Below are 19838 nucleotides of genomic sequence, written 5' to 3'. Positions count from 1 at the left end.
TGTCCGCCGGGGCCCCGGCGGCGGCCCGCTGCGCCACCCAGCGGCTGCGGGTACGGCCGGTGGGGTCCCCGAACCAGGACGCGACCACGCCGTTGCGCGCCGCCCACAGCGTCCGTGGGTTGAGCCAGGACAGCTTCTCGACCCGGCCGGGCATGAGGTTCCGGTAGGTGCCGCGCTCGGCGGCGCTCCAGCCGGCGCCTTCGACGGTATCGCGTGAGGAGTCAGACACGCGGTGCACCGTAACAACGTCGTGGCCGCGCCGAGGAGGGGGGTCCCGCCATCCAGACTTCTACTCGGCCGGCCGAACTGCCCCGGGTGCGCCAGCCACTGATGGGCCATCACCTCAGGAGGCGGACCGGTTCGGACCCCGTACCGGCCCGGACTTCGCGCCGGTCGTCCTGCGGGCCCGGCCCGGCGTCGCCTCACTCGAACCGTGTGGTGTCGCCGGCTCCGTGCCGGACGATCTCGGCCTCGCCGCCGGAGAAGTCGATGACCGTGGTGGGCTCGGTGCCGCAGTCGCCCGAGTCGACCACCGCGTCCAGCACGTGGTCGAGCCGGTCCTTGATCTCCCAGCCCTGCGTCATCGGCTCGTCCTCGTCGGGCAGCAGCAGCGTGCTGGACAGCAGCGGCTCGCCGAGTTCCGAGAGCAAGGCCTGGGCGACGACGTGGTCGGGGATGCGCACCCCGACCGTCTTCTTCTTCGGGTGCTGCAGCATGCGCGGCACCTCACGCGTGGCCGGCAGGATGAAGGTGTAACTGCCGGGCGTGGAGGCCTTGATCGCGCGGAACACGTCGTTGTCGATCCGCACGAACTGGCCGAGCTGGGCGAAGTCCTGGCACACCAGCGTGAAGTGGTGCCGGTCGTCCAGATGGCGGATCGTGCGGATCCGCTCGATGCCGTCGCGGCTGCCCAGCCGGCAGCCGAGCGCGTAACAGGAGTCGGTCGGATACGCGATCAACGCCCCTTCGCGCACGCCGTCGGCGACCTGGCGGATGGCGCGGGGCTGGGGGTTGTCCGGGTGCACGTCGAAGTACTTCGCCATCCGCCGAGCTTATGCCGTGCAGCGGTCCGGTGCCGTGCAGGCCGGTTTCCGCCGTTCTACGCGCCGCGCCGCGAACCTCGGACCGCGTTGCGCGCCGGCGAGGTCCGCAAGGCGCGCCGAAACGTCGTCAACTTCATGGGCATACCCGGCCGACAGCGGGGAACCAGAGCTGTGTACCGCTCGGAGGCTGCCCCCCCCGGCCCCGAGTGCATGGCTTCGCCGGCCGCTCACCTCCCCCCGTGCAGCGCCGGCGAAGCCCATTCCCCTCGCCGTCCCGCCGCTGTGCCCTTCCGCCGTTCATCCCCTGCACCCGCCTCCCGCCGCCGCGCGGCACGCGTCGAGGACGCCCGCCCGGCGGCGCTCGGCCCGGGCGGGCGGCAGTGCTCGACGAGGCGGGGCGGCGGTGTTCGGCACCGGCGGGGGCGAGGGCCGCTGATAACGTCCTTGACCGTGAACGCCGAGGTCAGCGCGGCGTACGAGGAGAGGGGGAGACCCGAGATGGCCGGCCGAGAGGACGGTGCCGTCATGGCAGGAGGGCCGGAGAGCCGCCGTACGACCTGGGCCGAGGAACTCCTCGGCCAGCTGAGGCCGGCCGGGCGGGACGTCCGCAAGGTGGTGACGTGGCTCGCCGAGGCCGTCCACGGCACGACCTGCCTCCTGGACGGAACCGGCGCACTCCTCGCCGGTCAGCCGGTGCCCCTGGCCGAGGAACTGGTCGCCGACGTCGCCGCCGGCCGGTTCGCCTCCGCGGCGCTGGAGGACAAGGGGCGCCATCTCCGCGTGGTGCGGGTGGGAAGCCCGCAATCGCCCCCGGCCGGTGTGCTGGCCGTCTCCCGCTCGGCCCCCTTCGACCGGCAGGCGGCCGACATGCTCACCCACACGGCGGGAGTGGTCGAGCTGCTGCTGCGCGCCCACGAGCGGAGCGAGGCGGGACGCCGGCTCCAGGAGGCGACGTCCGCCCTGCGGCTGGCCGTCCTGCAACTCCTGATGGTCGAGGACACCGTCTCCGCCCGCCGGGTGGCCGCCGGCCTGTGGCCCGGCCTCCTCGACACGGACACCGCGCACGTCTACGTCCTGGAGACGCACCCCGACGAACGCGAGCGGCTCACAACCGAGTGCCTGGACGCCACCGGCGGTCACGCACTGGTCGTGCGCTGCCCGGCGGTGGACGGCCACGTGATCGTGGTCGCCCCCACCGAGGCCGTCGGACCGGCCCTGCGCTCGCTGGTGGGGGAGCGGCCGCGCGCCTTCCTCGGCGGCAGCCCCCGGCACAACCTCGCCCGCACCGCCACGGCGTACGGGCAGGCGGTGAGCGCGCTCGCCCTGGCCCGGTTCCGCCCGGACGGTACGGCCGTGTACGCCGAACGCACCCACCCCGAGCGCCTGATGGCCCCCGGGGCGCTGCGCGCCTGGTCGGACCGGCTGCTGCGGCCGCTGGACGCCCTGCCCCACCACACCCGCGCCGAGCTGGTCGCCACCGCCCGGCTGGGGCTGGAATTCACGGCGGTGAGCGCCGCGCGGATCCTCGGGGTGAGCCGCAACACCGTCCGCGCCCGGATGGAGCGGCTGGAGCGGCTCCTCCGCACGGACTTCTCCCACCTGACCGTCCGGGCCGCCGTCCACCTGGCCCTGAACACCCAGGCGGGCCTGCACGACGAGCCGGCCGCCGACCCCGCGCCGCAGGACCGCGCCGTACGTCTCGCCGACCTGCTGACCGGTCCGGCGTTGCGCACCTGGGCGCACGAGCTCCTCGGACGGCTCGCGGCCGACACGCGGGACGTGCGCGCCACCCTGCGCGCCTGGATCGCCGCCGGCGGCAACGCCGAGCGCGCCGCACGACTGCTCGGTGTCCACGCGCAGACGGTGCGAGAGCACATCCGCGGCGTGGAGCCCGTTCTGGAACGACGGCTCCTCGACACCGGCAGCGACCTGTACGAGGTCGTCCTGGCCCATCTGGCGGTGGGCGACCTGCAACCGCCCGCCCTCGACGGGCCCGCATGAGGACCACGAGGACCCCGCATGAGGACCAGGCGGACGTCGATGCGCACCAATGAGGGCATAGCGGACTCACTTGTGCACGGGTGAGCCCTCCGGGCGGCCGAAAGGGCACTGGCGCGATGTCAACGGCTCCGGAGGGCGACGTAAGTTCGACACACCGTGGAGGCGGGACCGGAGCGGGGGACCGGTCCGGCCTTCACGCGGCGCGGGGACGGATCTCACGGCGCACCGCCGTGCCCCGGCTGCCGATCCGACGCGTGTTCCGGGTCTCCGTGTGTTCCGGGTCTCTTTCCGCGAGAGGGCCTGTGAGGAACACCACCGCACCACGAATTCGCCTGCACCACAACCGAGTTGGGGTACACGGCGGCCACCGGCAAGCACTGTGATCGTCGACTGGCCCATGCCTTCTGTGATGATGGGCAGCCGCTGTGCCCGACCACGTCTCACCGTCGAGCCGCCCCTGGCGGCACAGCACGGTCCGTCGTCCGGCACCTCACACAGAGCGTCTTTTCGTGGCTTTTTCCACCTCTGCTTCCACCCCCTTGCCCGCCGCCGCCCCGCGACGCGTGGTCCTGCCCTCACCCCGCCGCCCGGACCGCCGGGCGGCGGCCGGCGAGGACCGCGCCCCGTGGCGGGCGCTTCGCCACCGCAGCATGCGCTGGTGGTCGGCCGCCAACCTGGTGTCCAACGCCGGCACCTGGATGCAGCTGACCGCGCAGAACCTGCTGGTCCTCCACCTCACCGGCTCCGCCGCGGCAACCGGCCTGTCGCTGTCCGCACAGGCCGCGCCAGGGCTGCTCCTCGGCCTCCTCGGCGGCGCCGCCGTCGACGCCTGGCCGCGCCGGCTCACCGCCTCGGTGAGTCAGGCCCTGCTCGCCCTGGTCGGCTTCCTCACCGCCGGGCTGGTCCTCACCGACCACCTGACGGTGCCGGTCCTCATGGTGCTCGCCGCCGTCACCGGTCTGATCGCCACCGTCGACGCGCCCGCCTGCGCCCTGCTCGGCAACGACCTGGTACCGACCAAGGACGTGCCCTCCTCGATCGCGCTCGGTTCCGTGGTCAGCGGGGCCGGCCGCGTGGGCGGCACCGCCCTGGCCGGCGTGGTGGTCGGTTTGTGGGGGCCCGGAGCGGCGTACGCCGCGAACGGACTGTCCTTCCTGGCCGTCGCCGCGGTGATCCCCTTCCTGCGCCCGCACCCCGACGCCGGGCAGCAGCAGGCCGCGGCGCCCCGGCAGCGGAAGCGGACGGCGGCCGCAGCACCGGCCCGGCAGGGCACCGGAGCCCGCGACGGCCTCGGCTTCTTCCTGCGCCGCCCACGGCTCGTGGCCCTGGCCGGCATCACCGCGCTCAGCAGCGTCTTCGGCCGGAACTACGGCCTGACCCTGGCCGTGCTGGTCACCGGCCCGCTGGGCGGCGCCGCCGGGGCGTTCGGCACGGTCTCCACCGTGCTGGCCGTGGGCGGTGTGGCCGGCGCGGTGCTCGCCGGACGCCTGCGCAGCCCCTCGGTACGCCTGGTGGGAGCCCTCGCCGCGGCCGGCGCCCTGCTGCAGATCGCCGCCGGCCTGTCCCCGACCCTGTGGGTCCTGCTGCTGCTCGTCGCCCCGATGGCCGTGGTGGAGTCCGTCTCCGACACCGCCGGTACGACGGTCCTGCAGACCGACCCGCCGCCGCACATGCGCGGCAGGGTCCTAGGCGTGTGGCGCACCGCGAGCACCGGGTGGAGCCTCGTCGGCCCGCCGCTGCTCGGACTGCTGATGCAGACCGCGGGAGCCAGGGGCGCCCTGGTGATCGGCGGCGTCCTCGTCGCCGGCGCCATCGGCACCGGCGCGGTCCTGCGCGACCGCCGCACACGACGCGCCCCCGCGCCGCGTGCGGCCGGCGCACAGCCCGTCACGATCGGCCGCACCGCACCGCCCGTACGGATCACGACGGCGCCCCGGCCGGTGGCGGCCGACTGCTCGGGACCCGGACACGGCGAGCTGTGCGCCGCGGGCTGCGCCACGGTGGCCTGAGCAGACCCCGGCACCTCCGGTCAGGCTGAGTCCGGCGGGCAGGGCGTCAGGACGAGCATCGTCACGTCGTCGCGGACCACCCCGCTGTGCGCCAGGAGATCGGTCAGAACACGATCGGCGAGGACGGCCGGGTCGTGGTCGGCGAGGCCGGGCAGGCGATCCAGCAGCGGGTAGAAGGTGCCGTGCGAGTCGCGGGCCTCGGTGACCCCGTCGGACGCCAGGAAGAGCATGTCCCCCGGCCGCAGCGGCAGTATGTGCCCGTCCTGGTGAGGCACCCCGTCGGACAGCCCCAGGCCGAGGGGCGTCCACGGCGCGACCCCGACCTCCATGGCCTTCCCGTCCCGCAGCAGGACCGGGGGCGGGTGGCCGCACGTCACCACCCGCACGTATCGGGCGTCGGCGGAGAACTCCAGCAGTACGGCGGTCGCGAACAGCTCCGCGTGCCGCACCTCCGCCGAGTCCACCACCAGCCGGCGGTCGAGGGCGGAGGCGACCGCCGTGAGATCCGCCCGGTCGAGCACCGCCTCCCGGAAGCTCCCCAGCAGCGCGGCGACCGTGGACACCGCCGCGAGGCCGTGCCCCTGCACATCGCCCATGACCGCCCGTACGCCCCCGGGGCCCCGGCGCACGTCGAAGAAGTCCCCGCCGACCAGCGTCCCGCGCTGCGCGGCCCGGTACAGGCCCGCGCAGCGCACCGGACCGATCCGTTCGGGCAGCGGCGGGACGACGGCCCGCTGAGCGGCCTCGGCGACCGTGCGCTCCAGGTCCAGCTGCGCGTCCCGGCGGCTGCGGACGAAGGACAGGAACACGCTCAGGACGGCGACGAAGCAGATCGTCTCCAGGTCGGTGTTGCCCGGGTGGTTCAGCCCGAAGGCCGGCACACTCAGCAGGGCCACGACCACGCAGCCCAGCAGTGCGGTCGCCAGCGGCCCGTACGACAGCACGGCCAGCGGCGGTATCGCGCCCAGCAGGAAGCCGATGTCGAGCGGATTCGGGCTCACCAGCGTCGCCACGCACACGGCGGCGACCAGTACGAGCGGCAGCGCCCGGACCCAGCGGGGCGGCGGCGCGCCCCGCAGCCAGCCCCGCCGATGCGGATCCTGGCGCGGCGCCGGGACAGGCACCTTCACCACCACACCACCACGCTGCTACGCCCCACCGGGTCCCGCACGCTGGAACCGTCCTGCCCGCGGCGTCCTGCCCGCCCGCCGGACCCGTCCCGCACGCCGCGGGGTTCGCCCCTCGCGTCCGTCACCGGGGCGGCCCGTGATCACCGGATCGGCCTCACCGCACTCCTGGAACGGGGTGAGGGTCAGACGGATGCCCGTGGGGCAGCGTCCTGGACGCAGGAGGCGAAGTCCGCCATCCGCGGTCGCCGCGTGCATCGCTGCGGCGCAGCGGTTGGTGACGGCGGTGCGGTAGAAGAAGAAGGAGGAGGAGGCGTCGGTCACCGGCTGGGCGGGCGCGGCCGGCGGTGCCGAACGGTTGAGACCGGCACCGAGTACCTCGGCGACGGGACCGCCGTTGGCCACCCGGCCCGCCGGGTACTGCAGCGCGGGGTCGCCGTTGCCGTCCGTGACGGCCCGCAGCAGCTTGAGCTTCTGCCCGAGGGACATGTGGATCCGGCCGGACATCCGCGGCAGGGAGAGTCGGGTATCGCTGCCGGCCGCCGGGGGTATCGCGTGGTCGGTGAAGCCGTCCGCGCCGTTGTCCGAGACGGTGATCGGCGCGAGCCTGCCGTCAGGGGTGACCCTGACCTGCCGTCCGTCCTGTTCGCCCACGATGTACACGTGGACGGAGGCGTTGTCGAAGGAGCCGCTGCCGTTGACCATCGTCAGCGCAAGCGCTCCCGCCGCCGTGGACCGCGGGGGCGTCCCCGCGAGGGCGTGTGACGCGATCGCAGCGAGGGCGGGCGCGGGCACCGCCGCGCCGCCGAGAGCGGCTGGGCGGGCCCGGGCGCCGGCCCCGTTCAGTCGGCGTCGCGCGCCAGCAGCGACTCGGCTTCCGCGAGGATCTCCGTGACGCGCAGGCCGAACGCGGCGTCGCACGGGTGCGGGCGCCCGGTGCGCCGGGCGGTGAGCAGGGCGTCGGCCGCCCGTGTGAAGCTGGCGACCGCCTCCTCGGAGCTCTCCGGAAGCGCGGTCACCCCGGCCGTGCCCCGCAGCTCCACCTCGGCGCCCGCCGCGGCCGGGGGAGCGGCGAGGCTCAGGGTCAAGGTGCTCGAGGCGCCGCCGTCATGGTCCAGGACCACGTGCACGGTGTCACCGGGCCCCGGTGCGGCGGCCGTAACGCGGCGTACGTCGCCCAGCACCGGGAGCAGCACCGACAACGCGTGCGGCCCCACGTCCCACAGGGCACCCTTCTCCCGCCGCCAGGGTGAGTCCGCGAAGGGGCTGTCGTCGGTGAACACCGCACCGAGCCACTGCGCCCGTGCCGTGAACCAGCCGTCCCGTTCCGCCTGCCGCTCGATCCAGGACTCCGGCCCGGTCTCGAACCGGGTGGTGAAGAAGACCACCGAGGCCACCTGGGCCTCCCGCACGGCCTCGACCACGGCACGGCCCTGGGACACCGTCGCGGCCAGGGGCTTGTCGAGCAGCAGATGGCACCCGGCGTGCGCGGCGCGCACCGCCAGATCGGCCTGCACGTCCGGCGGGAGTGCCACGGCGACGGCGTCCACCTCGGCCAGCAGCGCGTCGACGTCGTCGTAGGCGCGAGTGCCGTGGCGTTCGGCCAGCTCCTTGGCGGCGTCCGCACGCCGCCCCCACACGCCGGCGAAGTCCAGTCCGCCGTGCCCGCTCAGGGCGGGTGCGTGGACCATCCGGGCCCAGGGGCCGGTGCCGAGCAGTCCGATGCGCATGCCGATGCCTCTCCGCCGTGCCGAACAGGGTGACGAGCCGGGTTCCGTCCCGGCCGGTCGTGACCGAGCGTGTCACAGCCCGGGACACCGGACAGTCCGTTCACCGCAAGTCCGTTCGAAAAGTGCACTGTTGGGGGCTCCGCGTAGGTGAAGAGTTCGTGATGTTCGGGCAGTTCGGGCGCCTGTTCCGTGCTGTCGTTCGTTCGTGGACTGGTTCGGCCGAACACGGGATCCGTAGGATGTACTCTCTGTCAGACCGGCCCAGTTGGCGCGGCGGATTCGGCGAATCTGGGGGATCGATGCCTACGGAGAACCACCTGTCCACGAAGATCGACGAGAACGTGCCGACGGCCGCGCGCATGTACGACCACTACCTCGGCGGCAAGGACAACTACGCGGCCGACCGTGCGGCGTGCGAGGAGCTCGACAAGGTCGTCCCCAGCACGCGCCGACTCGCCCTGAACAACCGCCGCTTCCTCCAGCGGGCCGTCAGAGTGATCGCCGAGGAGTACGGCATCCGGCAGTTCCTCGACCACGGATCCGGCCTGCCCACGCAGGACAACGTGCACCAGGTCGCCCAGCGCATCGCGCCCGACACGCACGTGGTCTACGTGGACAACGACCCGATGGTGCTGGTGCACGGCCGCGCCCTGCTTCAGCAGGACGACCGCACCACCGTCATCCACGCCGACATGCGCCGGACCGACGAGATCCTCGCGCACCCGGACACCCGGCGTCTGATCGACTTCTCCCAGCCGGTCGCCGTGCTGTTCAACTCGGTGTTCCACTGCATCCCGGACGGTGACACCGACGGCCCGCTCGCGGTGGTCGAGCGCGTTCGCTCGCGCCTCGCGCCAGGCAGCATCATGCTCATGTGCCAACTGGTCAGCGAGGATGCCGAGGTCCGCGACTTCGTCACCAACTTCATGGAGCAGGCCACCCAGGGCCACTGGGGCCGGGTGCGCCAGGAGAAGGACGTCCACCAGTGGTTCGAGGGCCTGGAGATCCTCGAACCGGGCCTGGTGGAGGTGTCCACCTGGAGGCCCGACACCGAGGTGGCGCCTCGTCAGCTCACCCATGAATGGGTGGAGTTCGGCGGTCTGGGCCTGGTCCGGTAGCGGAACCGGCCCCGGCATGAACGGCGACGCCCCTCCGGGCCACCAGCGATGGCGGGGAGGGGCGTACGTGCGAAGAGGGCGTCTTGGGTTACGTGGGGTCAGCGGGCTCAGGGCGCCGCGTAGCGGTCCTTCATCGTCTTGCGCAGCAGCGCCAGGGACTCCAGGGGAGTCAGCGCCTCGTCGGCGAGCCGGTCAAGGGCGATCCGGTACTCCTCCGTCTCGTCGCGGTCCTCGAGGAAGTTGGCGCTGCGGATGTGCTCGAGGTAGACGACGTCGGGCAGATCGAGCCCGCCGAAGCGGAGATAGGTGATCGGGATGTTGGGCGCGGACGCGTTCGTCACGTCCAACGGCACGATCTGCAGCGTCACATTCGAGCGCTGAGCCATCTCGAGGAGGTGCGCGAGCTGGTCCCGCATGACCTCCCGGCTGCCCAGCACGCGCAGCAGCACGGACTCGTCGACGACCGCCCAGAGTTGCGGGGCGTCCTGGCGCGTCAGCAACTCCGCGCGCCGGGTGCGCAGTTCCACACGCCGCTGCACCTCGCCCGCGGACGCGGTCGGCAGCCCGCGTTCGACCACGGCCCGGGTGTACGCCGGGGTCTGCAGCAGGCCGGGGACGTACTGCATCTCGAAGGTGCGGATCGAGGCGGCCGCCTCCTGCAGCCCGACCAGCCGGTCGAACCACTCGGGCATCAACCGCTTGTCGTAGCGCTGCCACCAGCCGGGCTCGCCGGCGCGCCGCAGCAGTTTGAGCAGGACCGAGGACTCGTAGTCGTCGGTGTCGTAGAGCCGCAGCAGGGCGTGGACGTCGGCCTCCGCCGGAGGGCGACGTCCCTTGCCCGACTCGATGCGCGAGAGCTTGGCGGCACTGAAGCCCAGTTGGCGTGCCGCCTGCTCCTGGGACAGGCCGGCGTCCTCGCGGAAGCCTGCCAGCTGGACACCGACCAGCAGCTTCAACAGCGTCGGGGCCGGCTCGGACCGGTCCAGATACGGTTCGAGGCGGGAGAGGCGATGCGACTCGGGTGACATCCTGACTCCCCCAGTGGACCGGCAGACTTGAGGTTTACACTATCGCACCGCCTCGCTGCGGAGCGCATCCGTCCGTACAAGTCGTTATGTCCCTTCCGCTTCGCCGCGGAAGGGCGCGGTCACAGCAGGTGGTCGAACTCGCCGTCCTTCGCGCCCGCCAGGAACGCGGCCACCTCTGCCGGGGTGTAGACCAGGGCGGGGCCGTCGGGGTCGCGGGAGTTGCGCACGGCGATGTCCCCGCCGAAGAGGGCGGCGACCTCCACGCAGTTGCCCTCGGCGTTGCTGTGCCTGCTCTTGATCCAGCGGGCGTCCAACGAGCTCGCCCGCACTCCGTTCCGCACTGGTGGCACCGCATTCTCCTTGCTGTTCACGTTCCGCCGTGAGAGTGCCCGGCTCGCATGCCGGGGTCGGCCGCGTCCCACCGAACCCTTCCCGATGTCGAGCACTTTCACGAGAAATTTCGCGTGCAATTGCACGCGGACGCTGACAGCGTGGATAATAGCCGTGGCGTCAACCCCTTTGTCGACGCCGTTCGGTGATGTCGCATCAGGGAGATGCCGTGCCCTCACCTGCGAGTCCGGAGCTCGGAGCGCCGAGCGCGCCCACCGTGGTCGCGCCCTGGGCGGCCGAGTCCGTCGTGCCGGTCTCGGGCGACGGGCCGGCGCGAGAAGTGCCCACGACCCCGTCGAGTGCCGTGCCCTGTCCGGAGTCGGACGTGGCCACCGGCGCGCTCGCGGCCGCGGCACTGCGGATCGAGTGCGGCCGGGAGGGCTTCGCCCGGGCCCGCGCGTTCACGCGCCGGACGCTGTGCGGCTGGTCGCTCGACCACTGCGGCGACGACGCCGTCGTCATCGTCACCGAGCTCGCGGCCAACGCCGCCACGCACGCGGTGCCGTTCGCCCCTCAGGGCCGCACGGACGTGTGGCTCGGACTCGCCGTCGACGGCGCTCATCTGGTGCTCACCGTCTCCGATCCCTGTGGCAGCCGACCCGTGCCCGCCCGCCAGGCCGGTCCCGGCCTCGCGGAGCACGGCCGGGGCCTGGGCATCGTCGACGCCCTGGCGGAGGAGTGGGGTTGGACCCCGAGACCTCCGGCGGGCAAGACGGTCTGGGCGAAGCTGCCGACCAGTCCGCCCCGCTGAACGACCTCCCCCCATACGACCGCCGCGGAAAGGCCCGACGCCATGCGCACCGCACCGACGGAGCAGCCGAGCACACAGCGCACCGACCGCGCGACGACCCCGACCGACGTGGCCGCCACCACGCCCCTGTCGGCACTGGGACAGGTGCCCTGGAGCGACATCAGGGACTCCACCGGTTCCGCGACCGACATCCCACACCTGCTGCGCAGGGTGGCCCGCGGAGACGCCGACGCCGCCCGGGCCGCACTGGACGACCTGCGCACCCGCATCTGCCAGTACGGCTTCGTGGTGGAACAGGCGACCGCCGTCACTGTCCCGTTCCTGTGGGAGCTCGCACAGCTGCCGCACGTGACCTGCCGGGCCCAGATCATCCGGCTGCTCAAGAACATCGCCGACGCCCGGCAGTGGGAGTCCGTGGCCGCCGTCTACCCCAAGCTCCTCAACCACCGTGAGAACCCGGTGGTCTGGGAGCGCAGGGCACGGCAGGCCGTCCGGGCGCGGCGCGGTGCCCTGCGGACGCTGCTGGCGGAAGGGGACGGGGACCTCAACCGGGCCACCAGCGAGCTCGCCGCCGCCCTCGGTGGCTGACCCGGCGACGAAGCCTCGCCGCCCGCCCGGCCTCGCGCCGGCGGCACCGGCACAACGGACGGGCCGCGTGCCCCTTTCACGGCCGTCGGGCCGCGTGCCCCTTTCCCGGACCACGGGCCACCTCCCCCTATCACGGCCGTCGGGCCGCGTGCCCCTTGCACTGGGGCCGGGCGCCTGAGTCCGACCGCCGCAGAGGGACCCGGACGGCTTGCCCCGTTGCAGCTCGGAGCCCCGCCACCGGCATGGAGAATTCCCCGCCGGGCCGCCGTCGCTGCCGTAAGCCGTGCGCCCGGGACCGCTCATGACGGCGTGTTCTCCTGTGCGCAAGGTGCGTGCTGTTGACCCAATCTTGGCCGAAGACCCCCAAAGCACCTATATTGCGGATACCTCTGCCGGGTCGTGCGGCGCCCTGGCGCCGCAGACGGGAGCTGCCCGGGCATGTGGGGCCGAGTGTTCAGCGGAGGGTCCGGTGAGCGTCACCCAGGAAATCGAGCATGGCGCGCCAGTCCGTCGCGCGGTGCTCCGCAGGTACGGCACCGCGTCCGGTGCCGCGGGGATCCGGCCATGAACTGGCGCGAGCGCGGGGCGTGCCGCTTCGAGGATCCCGAACTGTTCTTCCCGCTCGGGGAAGGCGTGCTGTCGCTGCGGCAGATAGAACAGGCCCGCGCGGTGTGCCGGCGGTGCCCCGTGCTGCGCGAGTGCCGGGCCTTCGCCCTGCGCAACAGCGAGTACGACGGCGTCTGGGGCGGCATGACCGCGGGGGAGCGCCGCGTAGCGGCGCGCAGCAGATCCGAGGACCGTCGCCGATGACGGCCGACAGGCTCCTGACGTCGATCCACGGTTGATCCACCGGAAATCGACTGATTCTGGACAATCATGTGCCGCGAGGCGGTCGGCATGCATGGCACGGCGTGCCTGGGGCATACGCAGGAAAAATTCGAGAGAGGGGCGCTCCGTGCTGGTGCCGGACCCGAAGGTCGTCAGGACGTTGCTGACTCGGTACGCATCGCTGAAGATCGCTCAGGCGGAGAGGGAACGGGCCGAGACGGCTCGGGAGCTGGAGGACGTCAGTTACACGTTGTGCGTCATGATGGGCACCACCAGCGTCGACGACGCGATCGCCCGGGCGGACGCGCTGCTGCTTGCGGCCGGCCGGACGACGGAGGCCACAACGGATCCCGAAGAGGACAACGGACTGTCGCTGGCCGTCTGAAGTCGGGACGGACGCCGGAAGGGTCCACGACATTCCGTGGCACTGCGTGCCGAGGCGGCGCACCGTCGCCGGTCAAGGGGCGACGGTGCGCCTGTCGTCGACCTGCCCGGGCTCCTCCGGGTCGGGGCGGGCCAGCCACCCGGCGATCGTACGGGCGATCGGCAGGCCGGTCTCCACCTCGACGAACCCGAACTGCCCCGACTGGTTACACTCCAGGAACCACCAGGTCCCGTCGACGTCCTCCGCGAAGTCGAAGGCTCCGTAAGTCAGTTCGGCGTCCCTGAGATAACCGCGTACGGCCCGCGCCACGCGCGGCGGCACCTCCGCCGGCAACCAGGGTGCCTCGGACGACGCGAAGCGGACGTCCACCTCGTCCGGATCCGCGTCCGCCGGGGTCGCCTTCCGGGCGGCCAGCAGCGTCTCGCCGACCGCGGTCAGCCGGACGTCGGCCCGCTTGGCGATCCGCCGTTGCAGCAGGGTGGGGCCGTAGGCCACCGCCGCGAAATCCGTGTCGGGGGCGACGCGGCTGGTCGGCACCGCCCTCGGCGGTTCCTGCGGATGCGCCCCGGACACCGGCTTGACCACCAGGTCCGGGAACCGCTCGGCGAACTCCCGGGCGGCCTGCGGAAAGGTCGTGATGAGGGTGGCCGGCACCGGCAGGCCGCAGCGCTGCGCGAGCCGCAGCTGCCAGGGTTTGTGCCGGGCGCGCCGCGCCGCGTCGGGATGGTTCATCCAGCGCGCACCGCAGCCGCGCAGCATGCCGTAGAGGGCCTGTGACGCCTCCTCGGTGAGCCAGGCCGAGGGCTGGGCCGCCCGGGCCGCCGGGAGTCCCGGCCGGCGCACCCAGACGGACCGCAGGCCGCTCACACTCACCAGGCGGCCTCCGGCGGACAGATGGCCCTCGAAGGAACCGTGCACGTACTCGCCCGAGAGGGCGACGCCCGCGGTCAGATCGGCCGGATCCAGCCGGACGACCGGGACCGCGGACGCGTTGAGGTGCACCACCACCATGTCCGCCGTCACGTCCTCCTCGCCGGTGAGGATGAGTACGGTCATCGTCGGTGGCCGTGTTCAGTCGTCGAAGTGAGTCTTGGAGCCCGCCGTGGAAGTGGTGGTGCCCAGTTCCCGCAGCAGCGCGTGGTCGGAGGCGGCGATCCGGCCGTCGAGGAGCACGTTCAGCTGCAGTCCGGAGTCGTAGACGTACGGCGTGGCGGCCTCGCGTTCCACGGCCGGACGTGCGTAGTTGAGCGCGAACGGTTGCATCGTCTCTCCCCTGTCGGTGCAGCCGCGATCAAGCGGTGGTCATCCTTGCGGTGTCGCTTGGCCCGCTGACTTCGTTTCGGGTTCCCGAGACTTATACGAATCGAACGGGTGAATGGTTTCCTTACGGAGCGTAGTCATGGGCGCCGGGGAGCCTTCGAGGTCCGAAACGCCCCGGCCGGCGCCCGGGCCGGGGCATCGCATCGCCGGCGGCGGCGTGCAGCGTGCGCAGTGCGAGGAGCAGGACACCGATGTCGTCGAGGTACACCGGATCGGGCAACAGGTCGACCGGCAGCACCAGGTAGAGCACGGCACCCCAGAAGACCCAGCGCGGCCCCGTCGGCAGCCCGGCACGGCGCAGGTCCCGCCGGGCGCGGACCAGCCGGACGAGCAGGCCCACGGCCAGAACGAGCACCACGGCGGCGAGGACCGCGGCGACGAGCAGCACCTTCCCGGTGAAGTCCACGGACCTCTCCTCTCGTCTCGGTGGCAGGTACCCGCTCTCACCCCTGTGCCTCATCCGAGTGGCGAGGCCTTCCGGGCGACCTGGTAATGGTCAGGGTAAGTCGCGTGCCGCACTTCGGGGGCGAGGAGCGGCCGCACCCCTCCCATGGAGCCCAGATGACCACTGGAGCCCAGATGACCACCCGCTCTTCACCACCCCAGCCCGACCAGTCCGTCATCGCCTTCACCGAGGAGGTCCACTGGGCCGGGCCGCCCGGCGGGCTGGTGGGCGGTGGCGAGGTCGAGCGTGCGAACGGCGATGCGGCATGCGACCTGGTGCGGGCCGCCGTCGGAGACCGGTCCCTCGAGGAGGTCGTCCGGCTCGTCACCCTTCTGAGGGAGTCGCCGGAGCACGCGGACGCCGTCGGCCCGGTGCTGCGCGCCGTCGCGGTGGACCGCCCCGTGGAGGACGTGGCCCGGCTGGTGGCGGAGCTGACCCGGCCGCCGCATCCGGCCGACAGCGCCGACGACACGATCCGCGCCGCGGTCGAGCACCGCTGTGTCGAGGACGTCACCCGGCTGGTGACGTTGCTGCACCGGGAACCCCAGCTGCCGCACTGCGGCCGGGAAGCGGCCCGGGCGGCGGCCGACGCCCGCACCGTCGAGGAACTCGTGGAACTGATCGGCCGGCTCGCCCGCGACCGGGACCCCGCGAAACCGCACGATGCCGGCCGCGGGCCGGTGCTCCCGGGCGAGGAGCCGATGGCCGGGACGACCGGAATCGGCGACGGCTCCGCCGCCCCGGCTGCGTCCGAGGCCGAGGAGGCGGCCACCGAGCCGGCCCGGCAGGGCGGATGGAAGGGCCGGCTCGTGTTCTGGCCCAGCTGGCTCGCCGCGGCGGCGCTCGTGGTGTGCGGCGCCGCCCACTTCCCGCTGCGCCGGGAGGGCGCGCCCGTCCTCGCCTACGGCGTCACCCTCGCGGCATCCGGGTTGTGCGGGGCGCTGGCCCTCGTGCTGGCCCTGCGCGCCGGGGTGGCGGTGCTGGTCGCGGGCGCGGTCGTGCCGGGAGTGCTGGCCGGCCTCGGGTACGTCGAAGGCCGGTTCGCCTCGACGGAGTTGTCCCGGGCGCTGGCGATCACGGTGGCTCCGCCGACGAGCGCCGGACTCACCGCGGCGTGCGCGTCCCTGGCCTCGCTGGCCGCCCTCTCCCTGCTGCTGATGGTGCAGGTGGCCGAGAGGCATCCGACCCCGAGGCCCACGGACTGACCGGCGGCCGCGCACCGATCACCGAACAGGCAGGACCGGGACTGGCCGGCCGGCGGACGAACCGTCAGCCGGCCAGTGCGCTGAGCACCTTGTCCGGCGTCAGCGGCAGTTCGCGCAGCCGGACCCCGATGGCGTGATGGACGGCGTTGCCGATCGCCGCCGCGGTGCCCACGATGCCGATCTCGCCGATCCCCTTGCTGCCCATCGGGTTGAGATGGGCGTCGGCCTCGTCGATCCAGTGCGCCTCGATGCGCCGCACGTCGGCGTGCGCGGGCACGTGGTACAAGGCCAGGTCCGACTCCACGAAGTCGCCGAACACGGGATCAAGCGTGCTGCCCTCGGTCAGCGCCATGCCCAGCCCCATGGTCATGCCGCCCACGAACTGGGAGCGCGCGGTACGGGCGTTGAGGATCCGGCCCGCGGCGAAGACCCCGAGCAGCCGGCGGACCCGGACCTCGCCGGTGACGGTGTCGACACAGACCTCGGCGAAGTGCGCCCCGAACGCGTGGCGCGAGTAGGAGCTCTCCGCGTCGGCCTGACCGGCGGTGTCCGCTCGGGCGCTGAGCCCCTTCCCGGGCGGCGGTCCGGCGTGGTCGGCGAGCCGCGCCGCCAGCCGCGCGCACGCCTCGTGCACGGCCCAGCCCCACGAGGCGGTCCCGGACGAGCCACCGGCCAGCGGCGCCGACGGCAGATCGCTGTCGCCCACCTCGGTGCGCACCCGGTCCAGCGGCACACCCAGCGCGTCCGCCGCGATCTGGGCCAGCACCGTGCGGGCCCCGGTGCCGATGTCGGTGGCGTTCAGCCGCACCACGAACGTGCCGTCCGGCAGCGCCCGCGCCTGCGCGGTGGACGGCCACACCAGCACCGGGTAGGTGGCCGCTGCCACGCCTGTCCCGACCAGCAGGGACCCCTCCGCACGGGACCGGGGCCGGGGATCGCGCCGCGACCAGTCGAACCGGCGCGCGCCCTCGCGCAGACAGTCCACCAGATGCCTGCTGCTGAACGGCTTGCCGGTGTCCGGCTCCCGCTCCGGCTCGTTGCGCACCCGCAGCTCCACGGGGTCCATGCCGAGCGCGCCGGCGAGTTCGTCCATGGCGGACTCCAGCGCGTACATGCCGGGCGCCTCGCCGGGGGCGCGCATCCAGGAGGGAGTGGGCACGTCGAGAGCCACCACCTGGTGCGTGGTGAGGCTGTGCGGTGCGGCGTACATGATGCGGGCCGGGACCGCGGCCTGCTCCACGAACTCCTTGACCCGCGAGGTGTGCGTGGTCACCTCGTGGCTCAGGGAGATCAGCCGGCCCTCGGGGTCGGCGCCGAGCCGGATCCGGTGCAGGGTGGGCGCGCGGTGACCGACGACGGCGGGCAGGAGGCGACGGGGCAGGGCCACGGTGACGGGCCGGCCCGTCTCGCGTGACGCCATCACGGCGAGCACCACGTCCGGGCGCGGGGTGCCCTTGGAGCCGAAACCCCCTCCGACGTGTTCGGCGACGACGGTGATCCGCTCCTCCGGCAGCCCGAACATCTCGGCCAGCGTTCCGCGTACGGCGGTACCGCCCTGGCTGGAGGTGTACACGGTCAGGTGGTCCCGGCCCCAGTGCGCCGTGCTGGTGTGCGGTTCCATCGGGTGGTTGTGCAGCGGCGGCACGCGGTAGGCGACGTCGACGCGGACCGCGGCGGAGCCGAAGGCGCTCTCGGGGTGGCCGTGCTCGCGGCGGGCCGGGTAGCCGCCGTTGACGGTCTCCGGTTCGTAGGCTTGCGCGTGGTCCGCCGTCAGGGTGACGTCGTGGTCCTGCGCGGCGTACTCGACCCGGACCGCCGCCGCGGCGGCGCGGGCCGCCTCCAGGGACTCGGCGACCACCAGCGCGACGAACCAGCCGCGATGCGGTACGTCCGGGTTCTGCAGGACGGCCAGCGTGGGATCCTCCGGCTCGGCGAGCCGGGGGGCGTTCTCGTGGGTGAGCACGGCCAGGACGCCCGGCGTGCTCTTCGCGGCCGAGGTGTCCACGGCGGTCACCCGGCCCCGGACGACCGCCGCCGGCACCGGCCAGGCGTGGGCACGGCCCGGCAGGGAGTGCTCGGCGGCATAGCGGGCGCCGCCGGTGACCTTCAGGCGCCCTTCGCGGCGCTCGGCGGGAGCGCCCAGCGCGGTGCCGGTGGTGGCCATGGAGTCCTCCTGTGACATGACGGTCGGGGCCCTGGCGGTCGAGATGCTCAGGTGCTCCGGCTTCGGGCGCGGGCCTGTCAGGTGCGGGCGGGCGCCGCGAGCCGGGTCAGGACGTCGACGGCGAGGTTACGGGCGAGGGGCACCTTGTAGGCGTTGTCCCGCAGCGGCCTGGCCTCGGCGAGCTCCAGGTCGACGGCACGGGCGAACGCGTCCGGAGTGGCCGGTCCGCCCAGCAGGGCCCGCTCGGCCCGCACCGCCCGCCAGGGCCGGTGGGCCAGCGCGCCGAAGGCGATCCCCGCCTGGGCCACGGTGCCGTCCGCCACCCGCAGCGCCACGGCGACGGACGCGAGGGCGAACGCGAACGAGGCCCGGTCGCGGGCCTTGCGGTAGGCCGAGGGCAGCCCGGCAGTGGCGGCCGGGAGCACGACGCCGGTGATCAGCTCGCCGGGACGGATCTCGGTGTCCCGCTCCGGATGGTCCCCGGGTAGCCGGTGGAACTCGGCGGCCGGCACACTCCGGGCACCCCCTTCGCCGTACAGCTCCACGCGTGCGTCGAGCGCGGCCAGTGCCACCGCCATGTCCGAGGGGTTGGTGGCGATGCACTGCTCGGAGTACCCCAGCACCGCATGGTCGCGGTGCACTCCCTCCCTGGCGCCGCAGCCGCTGCCGGGCTCTCGTTTGTTGCACGGCTTGGACAGGTCCTGGAAGTAGGGGCAGCGGGTGCGCTGCAGCAGGTTGCCGCCCGTGGTGGCCGCGTTGCGCAGCTGGCCGGAGGCACCTGCGAGCAGCGCCTGCGACAGCGCGGGATAGCGGTCACGGACCACGGGATGCGCCGCGAGGTCGCTGTTGCGGACCGTGGCGCCCACGCGCAGCGAGCCGTCCGGCAGCTCCTCCACCCCGTCCAGGGGCAGCCGCGTGACGTCCACCAGGACGGCCGGTCGCTCCACGCCCAGCTTCATCAGGTCCACGAGGTTGGTTCCGCCGGCGAGGTAGCGCGCGCCCCGGTGCGCGGCGAAGGCCTCGGCCGCCTCCTCGACGCTTCCCGCTCGTACGTATCCGAAGGGCTTCACCGGATCACGTCCTCCACGGCCTCGACGATGCGCGGATAGGCGCCGCAGCGGCACAGGTTGCCGCTGAGCCGTTCGCGGATCTCGTCCGCATCCAGCGGAACCGGGCGGCCGGAGGGCGCGGCGGGGTCGGTCACATGGGAGGGATGTCCGGCCGCCGCCTCGGCCAGGACACCGACGGCGGAGCAGATCTGCCCCGGCGTGCAGTACCCGCACTGGAAGGCGTCGCGGTCGAGGAACGCCCGCTGCAACGGGTGCGGCTCCTCGCCGTCGCCCGCCAGTCCTTCGACGGTCGTCACCTCGCAGCCGTCCAGGGCGACGGCGAGGAGCAGACAGCTGTTCATCCGCCGCCCGTCGACAAGGACCGTGCAGGCTCCGCACTGGCCGTGGTCGCAGCCTTTCTTCGCCCCGGTGAGGTCGAGATCCTCCCGCAGCACGTCCAGCAGGACGCGCCGGTGGTCCAGATCGAGGGTGTGGGGCTTGCCGTTGACCCGGAGCGTCGTTTCGGAACGGTGCCCGGCCCGCGGCGCCGTACCCGCGCCGCCCGCCGTGCCGTCGTCGGTGTCTGTGCCCATGACGTGGATGACCTTCCGGACAGTGCTGCTCGGGCCCTGTCGTCAGGGCCCGAGCAGCACTGTC

Annotated in this window: 20 protein-coding genes and 1 pseudogene; 8 read left to right on the top strand and 13 right to left on the bottom strand. The window is 73.3% G+C overall.

Annotation, left to right across the window (positions count from 1 at the left end; all coding sequences use genetic code 11):
• Both BZY54_RS43130 and BZY54_RS43125 read right to left on the bottom strand, forming a co-directional pair.
• Positions 1 to 229: pseudogene (locus BZY54_RS43130) on the bottom strand (metallophosphoesterase); the annotation flags it as partial.
• Between the two features lie 193 nt (positions 230 to 422).
• Positions 423 to 1043 (bottom strand): L-threonylcarbamoyladenylate synthase, encoded by a 621-nt coding sequence (locus BZY54_RS43125; protein ID WP_167414171.1) that lies wholly within the window; start codon positions 1041 to 1043, stop codon positions 423 to 425.
• 498 nt (positions 1044 to 1541) lie between these two features.
• Between BZY54_RS43125 and BZY54_RS43120 the strand changes: the two genes are divergently transcribed.
• Together BZY54_RS43120 and BZY54_RS43115 are read left to right on the top strand one after the other, a co-directional pair.
• A complete protein-coding gene (locus tag BZY54_RS43120) occupies positions 1542 to 3044 on the top strand; it encodes a PucR family transcriptional regulator (RefSeq protein WP_086730817.1) in 1503 nt (500 codons plus the stop codon).
• Between the two features lie 650 nt (positions 3045 to 3694).
• Positions 3695 to 5053: an MFS transporter gene (locus BZY54_RS43115; RefSeq protein WP_086730816.1), complete on the top strand. Its 1359-nt coding sequence runs from the start codon at positions 3695 to 3697 to the stop codon at positions 5051 to 5053.
• Between the two features lie 20 nt (positions 5054 to 5073).
• Here the strand turns inward: BZY54_RS43115 and BZY54_RS43110 are convergent, their stop codons facing one another.
• From BZY54_RS43110 to BZY54_RS43100, 3 genes are read right to left on the bottom strand one after another with little or no spacing between them, the layout of a single operon-like run.
• Positions 5074 to 6186, bottom strand: coding sequence for a PP2C family protein-serine/threonine phosphatase (locus BZY54_RS43110; protein WP_086730820.1), 1113 nt, complete (start codon positions 6184 to 6186; stop codon positions 5074 to 5076).
• 15 nt (positions 6187 to 6201) lie between these two features.
• Entirely contained in the window at positions 6202 to 6975 is a 774-nt protein-coding gene (locus BZY54_RS43105) for a beta-1,3-glucanase family protein (RefSeq protein ID WP_425276382.1), read from the bottom strand.
• 47 nt (positions 6976 to 7022) lie between these two features.
• Complete coding sequence (locus BZY54_RS43100) at positions 7023 to 7910, bottom strand: Gfo/Idh/MocA family protein (RefSeq protein WP_086730815.1); 888 nt, start codon at positions 7908 to 7910, stop codon at positions 7023 to 7025.
• A gap of 299 nt (positions 7911 to 8209) precedes the next feature.
• Here BZY54_RS43100 and BZY54_RS43095 point away from each other — a divergent pair, with 299 nt between their 5' ends.
• Positions 8210 to 9028, top strand: coding sequence for an SAM-dependent methyltransferase (locus tag BZY54_RS43095; protein WP_086730814.1), 819 nt, complete (start codon positions 8210 to 8212; stop codon positions 9026 to 9028).
• A 107-nt stretch (positions 9029 to 9135) separates the two neighbouring features.
• Here BZY54_RS43095 and BZY54_RS43090 read toward each other — a convergent pair whose 3' ends face one another.
• Complete coding sequence (locus BZY54_RS43090) at positions 9136 to 10056, bottom strand: helix-turn-helix domain-containing protein (RefSeq protein ID WP_086730813.1); 921 nt, start codon at positions 10054 to 10056, stop codon at positions 9136 to 9138.
• 119 nt (positions 10057 to 10175) lie between these two features.
• Positions 10176 to 10406 (bottom strand): DUF397 domain-containing protein, encoded by a 231-nt coding sequence (locus BZY54_RS43085; RefSeq protein ID WP_086730812.1) that lies wholly within the window; start codon positions 10404 to 10406, stop codon positions 10176 to 10178.
• A 209-nt stretch (positions 10407 to 10615) separates the two neighbouring features.
• Here BZY54_RS43085 and BZY54_RS43080 point away from each other — a divergent pair, with 209 nt between their 5' ends.
• From BZY54_RS43080 to BZY54_RS43065, 4 genes are all read left to right on the top strand, one after another.
• Positions 10616 to 11197, top strand: coding sequence for an ATP-binding protein (locus BZY54_RS43080; protein WP_425276381.1), 582 nt, complete (start codon positions 10616 to 10618; stop codon positions 11195 to 11197).
• A gap of 42 nt (positions 11198 to 11239) precedes the next feature.
• A complete protein-coding gene (locus BZY54_RS43075; protein ID WP_086730811.1) occupies positions 11240 to 11785 on the top strand; it encodes a hypothetical protein in 546 nt (181 codons plus the stop codon).
• Positions 11786 to 12349: 564 nt separating this feature from the next.
• Positions 12350 to 12595, top strand: coding sequence for a WhiB family transcriptional regulator (locus tag BZY54_RS43070; RefSeq protein ID WP_086730810.1), 246 nt, complete (start codon positions 12350 to 12352; stop codon positions 12593 to 12595).
• Between the two features lie 145 nt (positions 12596 to 12740).
• Positions 12741 to 12998, top strand: coding sequence for a DUF5133 domain-containing protein (locus tag BZY54_RS43065; protein WP_086730809.1), 258 nt, complete (start codon positions 12741 to 12743; stop codon positions 12996 to 12998).
• Between the two features lie 72 nt (positions 12999 to 13070).
• Here BZY54_RS43065 and tgmB read toward each other — a convergent pair whose 3' ends face one another.
• From tgmB to BZY54_RS43050, 3 genes are all read right to left on the bottom strand, one after another.
• On the bottom strand, positions 13071 to 14054 hold the full coding sequence (tgmB, locus tag BZY54_RS43060) for an ATP-grasp ribosomal peptide maturase (RefSeq protein ID WP_086730808.1): 984 nt from the start codon (positions 14052 to 14054) through the stop codon (positions 13071 to 13073).
• Positions 14055 to 14069: 15 nt separating this feature from the next.
• Complete coding sequence (gene tgmA, locus BZY54_RS43055) at positions 14070 to 14261, bottom strand: putative ATP-grasp-modified RiPP (protein WP_086730807.1); 192 nt, start codon at positions 14259 to 14261, stop codon at positions 14070 to 14072.
• 121 nt (positions 14262 to 14382) lie between these two features.
• The gene (locus BZY54_RS43050; protein ID WP_167414170.1) at positions 14383 to 14724 is read right to left on the bottom strand and encodes a DUF1232 domain-containing protein; all 342 of its coding nucleotides are present in this window, start codon (positions 14722 to 14724) and stop codon (positions 14383 to 14385) included.
• A gap of 155 nt (positions 14725 to 14879) precedes the next feature.
• Between BZY54_RS43050 and BZY54_RS43045 the strand changes: the two genes are divergently transcribed.
• Positions 14880 to 15968 (top strand): hypothetical protein, encoded by a 1089-nt coding sequence (locus BZY54_RS43045; RefSeq protein WP_143668262.1) that lies wholly within the window; start codon positions 14880 to 14882, stop codon positions 15966 to 15968.
• Positions 15969 to 16032: 64 nt separating this feature from the next.
• On the opposite strand, the gene BZY54_RS43040 is transcribed toward BZY54_RS43045, so the two are convergent.
• The 3 genes from BZY54_RS43040 to BZY54_RS43030 all read right to left on the bottom strand — a co-directional run bounded on the left by BZY54_RS43040 (position 16033) and on the right by BZY54_RS43030 (position 19774).
• Positions 16033 to 18132 (bottom strand): xanthine dehydrogenase family protein molybdopterin-binding subunit, encoded by a 2100-nt coding sequence (locus BZY54_RS43040; protein ID WP_086730804.1) that lies wholly within the window; start codon positions 18130 to 18132, stop codon positions 16033 to 16035.
• Between the two features lie 77 nt (positions 18133 to 18209).
• Entirely contained in the window at positions 18210 to 19202 is a 993-nt protein-coding gene (locus BZY54_RS43035) for an FAD binding domain-containing protein (protein ID WP_086730803.1), read from the bottom strand.
• Entirely contained in the window at positions 19199 to 19774 is a 576-nt protein-coding gene (locus tag BZY54_RS43030; protein ID WP_086730802.1) for a (2Fe-2S)-binding protein, read from the bottom strand. Before BZY54_RS43030 ends, BZY54_RS43035 begins: the two co-directional genes overlap by 4 nt.
• Between the last annotated feature and the right edge of the window lie 64 nt (positions 19775 to 19838).

Source organism: Streptomyces carpinensis (assembly GCF_002154505.1).
GTDB lineage: Bacteria > Actinomycetota > Actinomycetes > Streptomycetales > Streptomycetaceae > Streptomyces > Streptomyces carpinensis.
The sequence above is the reverse complement of the archived record's forward strand: the minus strand, read 5'-3'. Positions and strand labels throughout refer to the sequence as shown.

Bases quoted from the DNA above. Each gene is read 5' to 3' on its own strand.
- tgmB (WP_086730808.1), bottom strand. From the start codon at position 14,054: ATGACCGTACTCATCCTCACCGGCGAGGAGGACGTGACGGCGGACATG.
- BZY54_RS43045 (WP_143668262.1), top strand. From the start codon at position 14,880: ATGACCACTGGAGCCCAGATGACCACCCGCTCTTCACCACCCCAGCCC.
- BZY54_RS43115 (WP_086730816.1), top strand. From the start codon at position 3,695: ATGCGCTGGTGGTCGGCCGCCAACCTGGTGTCCAACGCCGGCACCTGG.
- tgmA (WP_086730807.1), bottom strand. From the start codon at position 14,261: ATGCAACCGTTCGCGCTCAACTACGCACGTCCGGCCGTGGAACGCGAG.
- BZY54_RS43095 (WP_086730814.1), top strand. From the start codon at position 8,210: ATGCCTACGGAGAACCACCTGTCCACGAAGATCGACGAGAACGTGCCG.
- BZY54_RS43100 (WP_086730815.1), bottom strand. From the start codon at position 7,910: ATGCGCATCGGACTGCTCGGCACCGGCCCCTGGGCCCGGATGGTCCAC.
- BZY54_RS43040 (WP_086730804.1), bottom strand. From the start codon at position 18,132: ATGGCCACCACCGGCACCGCGCTGGGCGCTCCCGCCGAGCGCCGCGAA.
- BZY54_RS43070 (WP_086730810.1), top strand. From the start codon at position 12,350: ATGAACTGGCGCGAGCGCGGGGCGTGCCGCTTCGAGGATCCCGAACTG.
- BZY54_RS43030 (WP_086730802.1), bottom strand. From the start codon at position 19,774: ATGGGCACAGACACCGACGACGGCACGGCGGGCGGCGCGGGTACGGCG.
- BZY54_RS43075 (WP_086730811.1), top strand. From the start codon at position 11,240: ATGCGCACCGCACCGACGGAGCAGCCGAGCACACAGCGCACCGACCGC.
- BZY54_RS43120 (WP_086730817.1), top strand. From the start codon at position 1,542: ATGGCCGGCCGAGAGGACGGTGCCGTCATGGCAGGAGGGCCGGAGAGC.
- BZY54_RS43125 (WP_167414171.1), bottom strand. From the start codon at position 1,043: ATGGCGAAGTACTTCGACGTGCACCCGGACAACCCCCAGCCCCGCGCC.
- BZY54_RS43090 (WP_086730813.1), bottom strand. From the start codon at position 10,056: ATGTCACCCGAGTCGCATCGCCTCTCCCGCCTCGAACCGTATCTGGAC.